This window comes from Paraburkholderia sp. SIMBA_027 (assembly GCF_046535315.1).
Taxonomy (GTDB): Bacteria; Pseudomonadota; Gammaproteobacteria; order Burkholderiales; family Burkholderiaceae; genus Paraburkholderia; species Paraburkholderia tropica.
Genome location: NZ_JAWRWY010000014.1, coordinates 136,097 through 149,194, shown reverse-complemented (window position 1 = coordinate 149,194; position 13,098 = coordinate 136,097). Strand labels below are relative to the sequence as shown.

Genomic DNA, 13,098 nt, shown 5'->3' with positions numbered 1-13,098 from the left:
GTGCGGTGCGATTGACGGCAGCGCGCCGTGCCGGTTAGTCTCGTGCGAGCCCGAATAAAACCGTCTACGAGGCTGAGCCCCTGAGTTTGCACCCATGAGTCTGACGAAGATCGACCTCAATCTCTTCATTGTTTTCGAAGCCGTCTATCGCACGCGCAATCTCACGCGCGCGGCGGAACTGCTTTTCATCACGCAGCCTGCCGTGAGCAATGCGCTCGCGCGCATGCGCAAAACCTTCGGCGATCAGCTCTTCGTGAGCACGTCCGCGGGCATGATGCCGACGCCAGTCTCCGAAAACATCATCGGACGCGTGCGCGAGGCGCTGCAATTGCTCGATTCGAGCACGCATGCGGGCGAGCAATTCGATCCGGCCACGTCGCAGCGCACGTTCCGCCTGAGCATGAACGATCTCACCGAGGCCTTGCTGTTGCCCGCGCTCGAAGAGGTGCTGCAACGTCAGGCGCCGGGCATCCGCATCGAAAGTTATTTCACCACGCGCCGCGAAGTGCCTGAGGCGCTGGCGAGCGGCGCGGTGAATCTCGCGATTGATGCGCCGCTGATCGACGATCCGCAACTCGAACAGCAGGCGCTGGGCCGCGACCGTTATGCGTGTCTGCTGCGTAAGGATCATCCGTTCACGAAGAAAAAACTCACGCTCGACGATTATCTGCAGCTCGGCCATATTCACGTGTCCAGCCGCAGGCAGGGGCCGGGTCTCGTCGATACGGAATTGAACAAACTCGGCATGCGGCGCACGATTCAAACCCGCGTGCAGCATTATCTGGTCGCCCCGCTGATCGCCATGCGCACCGACCTCGTATTGACCGCGCCGCTCGCACTTTTGCGCCGCTACGACGCGCGTATTCTCGCCTTGCCGTTTGAATTGCCGGAACTCGAGTCGCATGGTTACTGGCATCGCAGCGTGTCCGGCGATCCCGCGCATCGCTGGCTGCGTGAGCAGATCGGCCGACTCATGCGCTCGCGAAAACCCTGATTTTCGACGCACGGTGATGCGCCATGGTGTCACCAATGGTTATGAGCCGGTATAAATAGAATAAATTTCCTGAATGCCTCGCGGGCCGGTATCGTGACTGCCATGTTCAGACGAGGATGGCATGGCGGAACTCTATCTGGTGCGGCACGGACAGGCGTCGTTCGGCGCTGAAAACTACGACGAGCTTTCTCCTTCCGGGCGCACGCAATCGCGCTGGCTCGGCGAGTATTTCGCACGGCAGGCGCTGGAATTCGACCGCGTGGTGATCGGTACGATGCGTCGCCATGAGCAGACCGCCGACGCGATTCTCTGGGCCATGCGCGGACTGCGCACCGACGTCGTACGCGACGCCGACCTCAACGAATACGATTTTCGCGCACTGTTTGCGGCGCGCGAACAAAGCGCGTCTACGTCTGATGCCGCGCCAGAAAGTTCGCCCAAAGACTTCTACAAAGCCCTCAAACAGACGCTGCATCTCTGGTCGGAAGACCGCTTGCCCGGCAAGCTGCCCGAAAGCTGGGCGCAGTTTCAGGCGCGTGTCGAACGCGCGCGTCAGGCGATTCAGCGCATGGGCCGCAAACGCGTGCTGGTCGTGAGTTCGGGCGGACCCATTTCCGTTTTCACGCAGCAAATCCTGCAGGCGCCTGCCGCCGCCTCCATTGCGCTCAATATGCAGATCCGCAATAGCAGCGTGAGCCAGTATGTGTTCAACGAACAGGCCATGTCGCTCGTGAGCTTCAACGTCTTGCCGCATCTGGAGCAGACCGACCGGCGCGAGTTCGTGACTTACGGCTGATTCGCGTCGGCGTTGCGCCACGGAACGTATCCATTAACAATCATCGAGGTGAAGTGTGACGACGAATCTCTTCGACTTGACGGGAAAGATCGCGCTGGTGACCGGCGCGAGCCGCGGTATCGGTGAAGAAATCGCGCGCCTGTTCGCGGAACAGGGCGCGCATGTGATCGTGTCGAGCCGCAAGCGCGACGACTGCGAAACGGTGGCCCGTGCGATTCGCGAGGCGGGCGGCAGCGCCGAGGCGTATCCGTGCCATGTGGGCCGCATGGACGATATTCACGCAATCTTCGAGCATATTCGCGCAAAACATGGCCGGCTCGATATTCTCGTGAACAACGCCGCGACCAATCCGTATTACGGCCATATTCTCGATACCGATCTGGCTTCATTCGAGAAAACCGTCGAAGTCAATCTACGCGGCTATTTCTTCATGTCGGTCGAGGCCGGCAAGATGATGCGCGAAAACGGCGGTGGCGCGATCGTCAATACGGCGTCGGTGAATGCGTTGCAGCCCGGCGACAAGCAAGCGGTCTATTCGATCACGAAGGCCGCCATCGTCAACATGACGCGCGCGTTCGCCAAGGAATGCGGGCCGGTCGGCATTCGCGTGAATGCTTTGCTGCCAGGGCTGACGAAAACGCGTTTCGCCGGCGCGCTGTTCGACAATCAGGCGCTCTATGAAGGCTTCTTGAAGACGATTCCGCTGCGCCGTCATGCCGAGCCGCGCGAAATGGCCGGAACCGTGCTCTATCTGGTGTCGGACGCCGCGAGCTTTACGACCGGCGAATGCATCGTTGTCGATGGCGGACAGACGATCTGAACCGGTTGCTGCATGAATGTCCTGCAAGGAGAATGAAATGGATTTTGCCTTTAGCCCGAAGGTCGACGCGCTGCGCACGCAATTGCGCACGTTCATGGACACGCATATCGTGCCGCGCATTCATCAATGGCATGAAGAAGTGAACGCCAGAAAATATCCGGTTTCATTCATTGAGGCACTCAAGGACAAGGCGCGCTCGGAAGGGCTCTGGAATCTGTTCTTGCCGCATCTGCGCGACGACGAACCGGGCACGCGGCTCACGAATCTGGAATATGCGCCGCTCGCGGAAATCATGGGGCGCGTGTCGTGGGCGTCGGAAGTCTTTAACTGTAATGCGCCGGATACGGGCAATATGGAATTGCTCCATATGTTCGCCACGCCTGCACAGCGCAAGCAGTGGCTCGAACCGCTGCTCGACGGCAAGATTCGCTCGGCGTTTGCGATGACGGAGCCGGCGGTGGCGTCGTCGGATGCCACGAATATCACGACGTCGATCCGGCGCGAGGGCAACGATTATGTAATCGACGGTCGCAAATGGTTCATCACGAACGCGGCGCATCCGAATTGCCAGCTATTTATCCTGATGGGCAAGACCGATGTCGACGCGCCCACGCATCGTCAGCAAAGCATGATTCTCGTGCCGCGCGACACGCCGGGCGTGACGATTGTCCGTAATATTCCGGTGCTGAATCACGTCGCGCCCGAAGGCCACTGCGAGATCGAATTCAATGGCGTGCGCGTGCCGCGCGAGAATCTGCTCGGCGAGGAAGGCAGTGGTTTCGCGCTTGCGCAGGCGCGTCTGGGGCCGGGCCGCATTCACCACTGCATGCGCTCGATTGGCGCAGCCGAACTCGCGCTCGAATTGATGATCGAACGCGCGCAGTCGCGCACCGCGTTCGGCAAGACGCTGCTCGAGCACGGCACGGTCGCGGAATGGATTGCGAAGTCGCGCATCGAAATCGATCAGGCGCGCCTGTTCGTGTTGAAGACCGCGTGGATGATCGACAATGTGGGCGCAAAAGACGCGCGCAAGGAAATCTCCATGATCAAGGCGCTGGTGCCTGGCGTGCATACCGCCGTGTGCGATCGCGCGATGCAGGTGTTCGGTGCGATGGGGTTGACGCCCGATACGCCGCTCGCCGATAGCTGGACGTGGGGCCGCGCACTGCGTTTCGCCGACGGTCCGGACGAAGTGCATCTGCAAAGCATTGCGCGTATGGAAGTGAAGGCGCAGCGTCGAGAAAACGAAGGCGGCAATCCGTATTTGAAGCCTTCTGTATAGGGCGTGCGCGTTCAGGCATGAGGCGCTCCCTCATGCCTCGATCGCAAGCTTTCTGCTAGGACCGTTCGCGCGCGAGCACACGTTCGCCCGCATCGTGCGCGAGCATCACGCTATCGACGATCGCCAGCGCCGCCATGGCCGCGATCATGCCGAACGCAAGATGAAAGTCGGCGGCGCCCGGCGTGGCCTGCGGCGTGCCGTGCAGCAATTGCGCGACCGATAGCGCGAGCGCGCCAATCGCAATCCCCATCCCCGCATTCATCTGCTGCAGGACCGAAAAGAGCGTCGTTGCATGGCTCATTTGCGTTTGCGGCACGTCGGCGAAACCGATGGTGTTCATCGCCGTGAACTGCATCGAGCGCGTCATGCCGCTCACGAATAGCAGCGCGCATACGATCCAGCGCGGCGTATCCGCATTCAGCAACGTGAAGGCGGCGAAGCCCAGCGCCACCAGCACGCCATTGCCGATCAGCACCTGACGAAAACCGAACGTATTCATGATGCGCGTGGTCGCGGGTTTCATCGCCAGATTGCCGGCGAACAGCCAGAGCAATAACGTGCCCGCTTCAACCGCGCTATAACCGAACGCGAGCTGAAACATCAACGGCAGCAGAAACGGCGCCGTGCCGATGGCGATGCGAAACAGCGAGCCGCCGAGCGCCGTTACGCGAAACGTGGCGATGGAAAGCGGTGCGAGACCGAAGAGCGGATTCGCGGCGCGCTTGAGATGGAACGCGGAAATCGCCAGCAGTGCGAGGCCAGCCGCGAGCATGGCGAGCGCGAGCCAGCGCGACACATCCGCGCGGCTCGCCGCTTCGAGGCCCGACATGAAGAGACCGAAGCCCGCGCCCGTGAGCACGAAACCGGTCACGTCGAACGGCGCGCGGCGCGCGTTCTCGTTGTCGACGAGCGCGAGGGCCGCGATCAGCGCCGCGATGCCGAGCGGCAGATTCAGCAGAAAGATCCAGTGCCAACTCCAGTGCGTGCTGATCCAGCCACCGACGGGCGGACCGAGCACGGGCGCGACGAGCGCGGGCCACGTGAGGATCGCGATCGCGCGCACGATCTCTTCCTTGGGCGTATGGCGCAGCACGACGAGGCGGCCGACCGGCACCATCATCGCGCCGCCCACGCCTTGCAGCGTGCGCGCCGCGGTGAACGCAACCAGATCGCCGCTCGCGGCGCAGAGCAGCGAGGCGAGCGTGAAGATGACGATGGCGGCGCAGAACACGTTGCGCGCGCCGAAGCGGTCGGCCATCCAGCCGCTGATCGGAATGAACACCGTGAGCGCGACGAGGTACGCGGAGACGCCGATCGACAGATGCGCGGCAGCGGTGCCGAAGTCTCGTGCCATCGTGGGCAGCGCGGTGCCGATCACGGTGGCGTCGAGGTTTTCCATGAAGAACACGGCGGCGACGAGCAGAGCGGTCGCGGTGCGGCGGTCGAGGGCGAGTCTCATAACGGGCGGGCGAAGGTCGACGGCATCGAGCGGTCGAGTATAGCCCGCATCGATCGGGCCCATCATGCAAAACCGCCCGAAACGCGGGGCGTTTCGGGCGGTTCGGGTACGACGCGAGTGGCCGGCCAAACCGGCGCAATCGTCGGCTATGCGCTTAGAAGCGGTGACGCAGGCCGAGGTTGACCATCGTCTGCGACCCCGTGCCGCTGTAACCGTACGAGCCGATCGAAGCCTGTGCTGCGACGACATTGCCGTCTTCGTCACGCGTGTTGCCGCTCGCGTGCTGGTAAGCCGCCGTCAGGTAGATGTCCGTGCGCTTCGACAGGTTGTAGTCGCCGCCCAGCGAGATCTGGTGGTAGTTCGCCGACGTGTCGCCGCTTGCGTGCGTGTAGCTGTAGCCCACGCCCAGCAGCAGTGCCGGGTTCAGCTGGTAGTTCACGAAGCCTTGCGCCGTGTTGTACTTCTGCGTGGTGTTGAACGCCGAGTCAGCATCAGCCGCGTATTGCGCGTTGCTGTAGCCGAGGCCCAGGTTGAACGAACCGACCGTGTATTGTGCGGCGATACGTGCGATCTGCAGCGAGTGAGCGGTCTGGTAACCGTTGTTGATCGCGCCGTCGAACGTGCCGTCCGAGGTGCTCGTCCACGTCGAGCGGTCGCCTGCGCTGTTGGCTGCGTAGAAGTAGCCGCCTGCGACTGCCAGCGGGCCGTTCGTGTACGAAACGGCTGCCGAGTACGACTGCTCCGAACCCGTCGAGCCGGCGACGCCGCCGAACGAGTACATCGTTTCCACTTGCAGGCCACGGTAGACCGGCGAGGTGTACTTGACTGCGTTGTTCACGCGGAAGCTGTTGTCGTAGTTGTCGACGTCGCCTGCGGTTGCGAACACCGAACCGAAGTAGTTGTCTTCGGTGATGCCTTGAACCAGGTCGATCAGCGGATCGTACTGGCGGCCGAGCGTAACCGTACCGAAGCGGTCGCTGGCGAGGCCAACGAATGCCTGACGGCCGAACATGCGGCTGCCTTGGCCCAGACCACCCGTCGACGGGTTAAAACCGTTTTCGAGCTGGAAGATCGCCTTGAGGCCCGAGCCCAGATCTTCCGAACCCTTCACGCCCCAGCGCGAACCCGACAGGTTGCCGGCGCTGCTGTTGCCGAGGGCCCACAGATTGTTGCTGCCGTCTGCGTGGCTGACGTAGGTGATCGACGTGTCGATCACACCGTAGAGCGAGACGCTCGATTGAGCGTGGGCGGCGCCGGCGATGCCGAACGAGGCCAGTGCTGCAAGAGTAAGGGCGCGTGATTTCATCTGTAACTCCGTTGTTGTTGTACGGCTTTTGAAACGAGAAGCGAAGGCTATCGCGTGCTCTCATTGATGCGCAAGCAATTAAAAAAGCCGTAGCAAATTTGTGACAACACGGAGAGAAAATTCATCCGAATACGTATGCGACGCCGCGGCGCGGATTAAGCCAACGTATTGAAATCGATGAAATAAATGGTAAGAAAAAAGCGTATGCGGCACTCACTGAAAGTGATTTAACGCCACATTTCAAGGGGTTTTAGCCGCAGAAGAGAACCTTCGCGCCAGAAAAAAAGCCCCACCGGTCAGGCGGGGCTACAAAGCGTGGATAACTGTTTGAAACTCAAAACAGTTGACGCCATTGTATGGCATCAAAAAATCGTAATTAGTGCGGATTCAGCAATAGATTCATTCATAAATTGAACTGGCCGATGTGAATCAAGTGTGGTCGGCGCTTTCGGTGGCGTGGCCGCGCGCGAATAGACATAGCATTTCGTACATCAGTGTGGCCGCAACCAGCGCCGTATTGCCTGACGGATCGTAAGGCGGCGAGACTTCCACCACGTCGCCGCCCACCCAGTTCAAGCCATCGAGTCCGCGCAGCAGCGCCAGCGTTTCGCGCGTCGTGAGGCCGCCGATTTCGGGCGTGCCGGTGCCAGGCGTGAAGACCGGGTCCAGTCCGTCGACGTCGAGGGAAAGATAGACCGGCATGTCGCCCACGATGCGTCTGGCCTCGGCGGCGATCGCGGCAGGCCCGAGCGCCTCGAATTCCTCGATGAATACCACGCGCATGCCGTGGTCGAGCGAATAGCGCCAGCCTTCGTCGGTGTTCTGCGCGCCGCGTATGCCGATCTGGATCGTGCGCGTGGGATCGAGCAGGCCCGCTTCCACCGCGCGCCGGAAGGGCGCGCCGTGCGTGAATTTGGAGCCTTTGTACGCGTCCCAGGTGTCGGTGTGCGCATCGATATGCACGAGCGCGAGCGGCGTCTTTGCGGCCTGTGCCGCACCGATTGCCTGGAAGATCGGAAAGGTAATCGAATGGTCGCCGCCCGCAATCAGCGCGCGTTTTCCGGCGCGAAACACGGGCTCGAAGAATGCGCGGATATCGGCATGCGCGCGCTCGATGTCGTAAAGATGCTCGAACGGCACGTCGCCGATATCGGCCACGCGGCACACCTCGAACGGATTGAAACGCGTGACGTGATGGATCGCGCGCATCATCGTCGACATATTGCGGATCTCGCGCGGGCCGAAGCGCGCGCCGGGCCGTGCCGTCACGCCGCCGTCGTAGGGCACGCCGGCGAGCGCGATGTCGTAGTCCTGCGGGTCGCGCGCGAACGGCACGCGCATGAAGGTGGGAATGCCGGCGAAACGCGGCATCTGCATCTGCGAGAGGTCGGTCTGGGTCATCGGCGCAAGCGCTCAGAAGGTCGGCGGTGTGTTGATCCACAAGACGCGCGTGACGGTGTCGCCGGGATTGCGATAGCTGTGCGGCTCGGTGCTCGGGAAGTAGAACGAGTCGCCGGCCTGCAGACGCCAGGTCTCGTCGCCGAGCGTGAGTTCGAGTTCGCCATCGAGCACGTAGCCGAGTTCCTCGCCTGCGTGGCTGATCTGCTCGTCGCTGCGCGCTTGCGGTTCGAGCACGTGAATGTCGCCTTGCAGCAGACGTCCCGGTCCTGGCACGACGAGGCGTTCGAGCACGATCGTCTGTTGCGCCGAGCGCCCGCGCGCGCCCTGCGCAGCGGGAAAGCGCACGGCGGGCCGCTCGCTCGCGCGCTGCACCGGCGAGGCCGATGCAACCGGACCCGAGACCAGCGCCGCGACGTTGGTGTCGAGCGCCAGCGCGAGCCGGTGCAGCGTGGCGAGCGACGGCGTGGCGTGGCCGCCTTCGATCTTCGACAGCAGACTCTCCGAGCAGCCCGCCTGTTCCGCGAGCGCCTTGAGCGTCATCTGCTGCACGAGGCGCGCGTGGCGCAGTCGCGTGCCGAGCCCGTCGGTGCCCGTGGACGCGGCGGCCGTGGCCGTTTTGACCGCTGTTTTGCGGGCGGTTTTCGCCGCCGCTTTCACAGCGGCTTTCTGCGCCGGCTCAGCAGTGGCGACGGCGCCGGCGGCGGCGCGCGTATTCGTGCCCGCGCGGGAAGGACGGGCGGTGCCCGTCGAGGAAGAACGTTTGTCGTTGGCCACGTGTGTGTTTCCGTCGATCGGAGAGATCAGGGCGACGGCAACGTCGCCACTATCACCGGCATAGCGTGTGTTACGCGAACACCGTGAACTCGACTTCGAGCGGGTTGAGCGCGTTGATCGGAATGATATCCTGCGGGCACGCCGACATCGCCACCACGCAATCCATCACCGCCTTGATTTCCACGTAATCGCCGGCCTTCGAAACGGGCGGCAGCCAGTCGATCGAATAATCGGGCTTCACGGGAATGTTCATCCACAGGTTGAACGGCTGCGGCACTTCACGCGTGCGCAGACCGATGGCCTTGAGCGCGAGACGCAGATTGTCGGCGCAATTGTCGTGATACCCCTCCACGCCGAGATTGCGATAGCGATACAGATCGCACGCGGCGATCAGCGTGTCGTGCACGCCGGGCGAGGTGTCGGTCACGAGTTCGGCGATCGGGCGGCGCTGGTTGGTCACGAGCGGATCGCCCGGCTGCGGAATGATCTTGTCGAGATACGCGCGCGTGTGTTCGAACGAGAGGAATTCGTTCAGATGCTGCGCGTTGAAGATCCATGTATCGCAGACCTGCGTGCCGTGCGGATTCGCGATGCGAATGGTTTGGCCCGCCTTCACGCGCACGGCGCGGCCGCAGCGCGCGGGGACGGTGTAGGTCTTGCCGAGCTCGGGCGTGCCATCCGCCGAAATCGGCTCGTGCAGCGTGGCGTTGATGCCGTTCTCGGTGCCGTTGTCGTCGGCGTGCGTGGCGGTGGCTGCGGGGAAATTCATAGGGACTCCTGGTGTGGTGCGGGTGAAGTGGGTCAATCGCTCAGGCATCGCAGAGCGTGGTCAAACTGTGGGCGAGCGCGCGGGCGCCCAGCACGAGGTGATGCGGATGCGTGGCTTCGACCGGGTTATGGCTGATGCCGCCGATGCTCGGGACGAACAGCATCGCGCTCGGACAATGGCCGGCGAGATACATGGCGTCGTGAAACGCGCCCGACGTGAGCCGCGTGGCGGGCGCATCGAGCGCCTGGCAGGCGGCGTCGAGCGTCGCGAGCACGGCCGCGTCGAAAGCAACGGGCGCGTGCGAGAACAGCGCTTCGAGGCGTGCTTCGTGGCGCTTCGCGAGCGTGTGCACGGCGTCGTCGAAGGCGTCGAGCACGGTGGAGTCGGGGTGGCGGAAATCCACCGTGAAACTCACGTTCGAAGGAATCGTGTTGATCGAATTCGGCTCGACGTTCCAGCGGCCGAAGGTGACGCGCGTGTGCTCCGCGCCCAGGCGGCGCGCGATGCCGTCGAGTTCGGCGTGCAGCGCGAGCGCGAGCGTCATCGCATCGCGGCGCAGCGGCATGGGCGTGGTGCCCGCGTGGGCCGCCACGCCGGTGCAATGAAACGCGTACCAGCGCACGCCCTGAATGCCGCTGACGACCGCGAGCGGCAGGTCCGCATTCTCGAGTTGCGGGCCTTGTTCGATATGCAATTCGACGAAGGCGTGTACGGCTTCGCGCGCTGCGTGCGCGGCGAGTTCGGGAAATGCCTGCTGATGGGCGTCGAGCGCTTCGCGCAGCGTCACGCCTTGCGCATCGCGCGCGTCGAGATAACGCGCCATGCGCGCCGGTTCGACGAACGCGCTTGAACCCATCGCGCCCGGCGCGAATCGCGTGCCTTCCTCGTTGGTCCAGATCGCGACTTCGAGCGGACGGCGCGTTTGCGCGTTCGCATCGTTGAGCGCTTCGAGCACTTCGAAACCCGCGAGCACGCCATAGCAGCCGTCGAGCTTGCCGCCCGAAGGCTGCGTGTCGATATGGCTGCCGGTGACGACGGGCGCGAGCGCTTCGGTGCCCGCGCGCCGGACGAACAGATTCGCGCAGGCATCGACGGACACCGTGCAGCCGAGCGCATGCGCGCGCTTGATCAGATAACGGCGCGCGTCGAGATCGTCGGCGCTCAGGGCGGGGCGGTTCACGCCGCCGTCGTCGCGCGCGCCGAACGACGCGAGCGTTTCAACGGCGGCGAGCAAACGCTCGGCATCGACGTGCTGCGCGACACGGGTCGCGAGTTCATGCGGCGCGTTCACGATGCGGCTCCTTGCGCGGCGAGCGCGGGTTCGGCGGCGAACGTCAGGCTGCGTTCGAGCCACGGTTTGAGAAACTGCTGCAGGCGCGGGGTGCGCGTGTTGCCGAACAGTTGCGCGGGCGGTCCCGCTTCGACGATCGCGCCCGCTTCCATGAACACGACCTTGTCGGAGATCTTCGCGGCGAAACTCATTTCGTGCGTGACCATCACCATCGTCATGCCGTCCTGCGCGAGCGAGCGGATCACGTTGAGCACTTCTTCGACGAGTTCGGGATCGAGCGCCGAGGTGGGTTCGTCGAGCAGCATCACTTCCGGCTCGATGGCGAGCGCGCGCGCGATGCCCACGCGCTGCTGCTGGCCGCCCGAGAGGCTCGCGGGCCAGGCGTCGGCCTTGTGGCCCATGCCCACGCGTTCGAGCGCCTTGCGCGCTTTCTCGCGGGCGTCGCGCTTCGGCATTTTCTTCGCGAGCACGAGCGGGGCGGCGACGTTGTCGAGCACGCTCATATGCGGCCACAAATTGAATTGCTGAAACACCATGGCCACGGGGCGGCGCACCTCGGCGATGCTCGCTTCGCTGTCACGATCGCGCGGCGTGCGGCCCGAGGAGCGATAGCCGAGCAGCTGGCCCTTGATCCACACTTCGCCTTCGTCATAGGCTTCCAGAAAATTCATGCAGCGCAGGGCGGTCGTCTTGCCCGAGCCGGACGGCCCGATCAGCGTGACGATTTCGCCGCGCATGATGTCGAGGTCGATGCCCTTGAGCACGCGGTTTGCGCCGTATGACTTGCCGACGGCGCGCAGCTGGAGAATCGGAAGAGCGCTCATGAGGTCTTTCGCAGAAAGGGAATGCGTGCCGTCGCGCGCTGTGCGAGCAGCGAGACGGCCTGGGTCAGCAGCCAGTAGCACGCGATCAGCAGCGCGTACGGGCCGATATACGTATAGGTCGAGGCGACCACGTCGCTCGCCGTCATCGTCAGTTCGGGCACGGTGATGATCGACGCCACCGCGCTTTCCTTGATCACGAGAATCGTTTGATTGGCGATGAGCGGCAGCGCGAAGGCGAGCGCCTGCGGCAGTTCGATCGCGCGGAACGTGGCCCGCCGGCTCACGCCGAACGCGGCGGCTGCTTCGAGCTGGCCGCGCGGCACGCTGGCCCACGCCGTGCGAAAAATCTCCGCGAAATAGGCGCTGGCGTAGAGCGCGAGCGAAACGACGGTGGCTTCCACGGCGCTCATCGTCACGCCAATCATTGGCAATCCGAAATAGACGATGACGAGTTGCGAGAGATACGGCGTGCCGCGAATCAGCCAGATGAATGCGCCATACGGCAGCGCGAAGGCGCGTCCGAACGCGAGGCGCAGCGCATTGAGCGCGAAACCCGCCACCATGCCGATGAGCGCGGCGAGCACGCTGACTTCGAGCGTGACGGCCGTGGCGGCGGCGAAGCGGGGAACGAGGGCAATCAGCGAGTCCATGGGGGCATCCGTGCAGACGATCGGTGCAGACTTAAGCGCGCCGCGCCGTGCGGCGAGCGAAGACATGGCCTGCGCAGGCGAGCAGCGAGGTGATCGCCAGATAAAAGACGGCCGCGAGCGAATAGACTTCCAGCGGCCGATAACTCGACGACGAGAGTTGCTGACCCACGCGCATCAGGTCCGTCACCGAGATCACCGAGACGACCGCCGATGCCTTGACGATGTCGATCATTTCGGAAACAAGTGCGGGCAGCGTGGCGCGCACGACCTGCGGCACCTCGATATGCCAGAGCACCTGGCGACGCGTGAGGTTGAAGGTGAGCGCGGCCTCGATCTGGCCGGGCGCGATGGCGCGAAAACCCGCGCCGAGAATCTGCGATTGATAGGCGCCCGTGTTGAGCGAGAGCCCGATCGCGGCGGCCACGACGCCCGGCAGTTCGATGCCGAGCGCCGAGGGCACGTAGTAAAACACCAGCAATTGCGCAAGGACCGGCGTGCCGCGCAGCACGCTCACATAGACGCGTGCGACGCCGCGCAACAGGCGGCTGTGGCTCACCGACATGGTGTAGACGAACACACCGACGAAGAAGCCGCAGCCCACGGCGACAGCCGACAGCCAGAGCGTCGTCAGCGCGCCGTCGAGAAGCTGCGGCAGATAGCCGGCGCAGCGCGTGAGCAGATCGGGTGCGTTCATGTTGCGCGAGGTCCGGTAAATCGTGGGTGAAAACGCGG

The 13,098-nt window shown here is 63.6% G+C and carries 13 protein-coding genes; 4 read left to right on the top strand and 9 right to left on the bottom strand.

Going from position 1 to position 13,098, the window contains the following annotated elements; translation table 11 throughout:
* Positions 1 to 94: 94 nt before the first annotated feature.
* The 4 genes from SB764_RS25965 to SB764_RS25950 all read left to right on the top strand — a co-directional run bounded on the left by SB764_RS25965 (position 95) and on the right by SB764_RS25950 (position 3,892).
* Entirely contained in the window at positions 95 to 994 is a 900-nt protein-coding gene (locus SB764_RS25965; protein ID WP_074985328.1) for a LysR family transcriptional regulator, read from the top strand.
* A 121-nt stretch (positions 995 to 1,115) separates the two neighbouring features.
* Positions 1,116 to 1,790 (top strand): histidine phosphatase family protein, encoded by a 675-nt coding sequence (locus SB764_RS25960; RefSeq protein ID WP_410865478.1) that lies wholly within the window; start codon positions 1,116 to 1,118, stop codon positions 1,788 to 1,790.
* Positions 1,791 to 1,845: 55 nt separating this feature from the next.
* Entirely contained in the window at positions 1,846 to 2,610 is a 765-nt protein-coding gene (locus SB764_RS25955) for an SDR family oxidoreductase (RefSeq protein WP_110327703.1), read from the top strand.
* A gap of 37 nt (positions 2,611 to 2,647) precedes the next feature.
* On the top strand, positions 2,648 to 3,892 hold the full coding sequence (locus SB764_RS25950) for an acyl-CoA dehydrogenase family protein (RefSeq protein WP_410865476.1): 1,245 nt from the start codon (positions 2,648 to 2,650) through the stop codon (positions 3,890 to 3,892).
* Positions 3,893 to 3,947: 55 nt separating this feature from the next.
* Here SB764_RS25950 and SB764_RS25945 read toward each other — a convergent pair whose 3' ends face one another.
* The 9 genes from SB764_RS25945 to SB764_RS25905 form a co-directional block, all read right to left on the bottom strand.
* Entirely contained in the window at positions 3,948 to 5,351 is a 1,404-nt protein-coding gene (locus SB764_RS25945) for a DHA2 family efflux MFS transporter permease subunit (protein ID WP_065059735.1), read from the bottom strand.
* Between the two features lie 154 nt (positions 5,352 to 5,505).
* Positions 5,506 to 6,657, bottom strand: a complete 1,152-nt coding sequence (locus SB764_RS25940; RefSeq protein ID WP_065059734.1) for a porin — start codon at positions 6,655 to 6,657, stop codon at positions 5,506 to 5,508.
* Between the two features lie 429 nt (positions 6,658 to 7,086).
* A complete protein-coding gene (gene speB, locus SB764_RS25935) occupies positions 7,087 to 8,058 on the bottom strand; it encodes an agmatinase (RefSeq protein WP_183715926.1) in 972 nt (323 codons plus the stop codon).
* A gap of 12 nt (positions 8,059 to 8,070) precedes the next feature.
* Positions 8,071 to 8,625, bottom strand: a complete 555-nt coding sequence (locus tag SB764_RS25930) for a cupin domain-containing protein (protein WP_410865562.1) — start codon at positions 8,623 to 8,625, stop codon at positions 8,071 to 8,073.
* Positions 8,626 to 8,902: 277 nt separating this feature from the next.
* Positions 8,903 to 9,601: a DUF1989 domain-containing protein gene (locus tag SB764_RS25925; protein ID WP_065059732.1), complete on the bottom strand. Its 699-nt coding sequence runs from the start codon at positions 9,599 to 9,601 to the stop codon at positions 8,903 to 8,905.
* Positions 9,602 to 9,641: 40 nt separating this feature from the next.
* On the bottom strand, positions 9,642 to 10,892 hold the full coding sequence (locus SB764_RS25920) for a M20 family metallo-hydrolase (protein WP_410865473.1): 1,251 nt from the start codon (positions 10,890 to 10,892) through the stop codon (positions 9,642 to 9,644).
* On the bottom strand, positions 10,889 to 11,716 hold the full coding sequence (locus tag SB764_RS25915) for an amino acid ABC transporter ATP-binding protein (protein WP_065059730.1): 828 nt from the start codon (positions 11,714 to 11,716) through the stop codon (positions 10,889 to 10,891). The genes SB764_RS25920 and SB764_RS25915 overlap by 4 nt, the downstream gene beginning before the upstream one ends.
* On the bottom strand, positions 11,713 to 12,366 hold the full coding sequence (locus SB764_RS25910) for an amino acid ABC transporter permease (protein WP_065059729.1): 654 nt from the start codon (positions 12,364 to 12,366) through the stop codon (positions 11,713 to 11,715). The genes SB764_RS25915 and SB764_RS25910 overlap by 4 nt, the downstream gene beginning before the upstream one ends.
* 31 nt (positions 12,367 to 12,397) lie before the next feature.
* Entirely contained in the window at positions 12,398 to 13,060 is a 663-nt protein-coding gene (locus tag SB764_RS25905; RefSeq protein WP_065059728.1) for an amino acid ABC transporter permease, read from the bottom strand.
* Positions 13,061 to 13,098: the final 38 nt, after the last annotated feature.

Coding starts and splice junctions, on each gene's coding strand:
- SB764_RS25965 (WP_074985328.1), top strand. CDS start 95: ATGAGTCTGACGAAGATCGACCTCAATCTCTTCATTGTTTTCGAAGCC.
- SB764_RS25940 (WP_065059734.1), bottom strand. CDS start 6,657: ATGAAATCACGCGCCCTTACTCTTGCAGCACTGGCCTCGTTCGGCATC.
- SB764_RS25905 (WP_065059728.1), bottom strand. CDS start 13,060: ATGAACGCACCCGATCTGCTCACGCGCTGCGCCGGCTATCTGCCGCAG.
- SB764_RS25950 (WP_410865476.1), top strand. CDS start 2,648: ATGGATTTTGCCTTTAGCCCGAAGGTCGACGCGCTGCGCACGCAATTG.
- SB764_RS25915 (WP_065059730.1), bottom strand. CDS start 11,716: ATGAGCGCTCTTCCGATTCTCCAGCTGCGCGCCGTCGGCAAGTCATAC.
- SB764_RS25925 (WP_065059732.1), bottom strand. CDS start 9,601: ATGAATTTCCCCGCAGCCACCGCCACGCACGCCGACGACAACGGCACC.
- SB764_RS25945 (WP_065059735.1), bottom strand. CDS start 5,351: ATGAGACTCGCCCTCGACCGCCGCACCGCGACCGCTCTGCTCGTCGCC.
- SB764_RS25910 (WP_065059729.1), bottom strand. CDS start 12,366: ATGGACTCGCTGATTGCCCTCGTTCCCCGCTTCGCCGCCGCCACGGCC.
- speB (WP_183715926.1), bottom strand. CDS start 8,058: ATGACCCAGACCGACCTCTCGCAGATGCAGATGCCGCGTTTCGCCGGC.
- SB764_RS25960 (WP_410865478.1), top strand. CDS start 1,116: ATGGCGGAACTCTATCTGGTGCGGCACGGACAGGCGTCGTTCGGCGCT.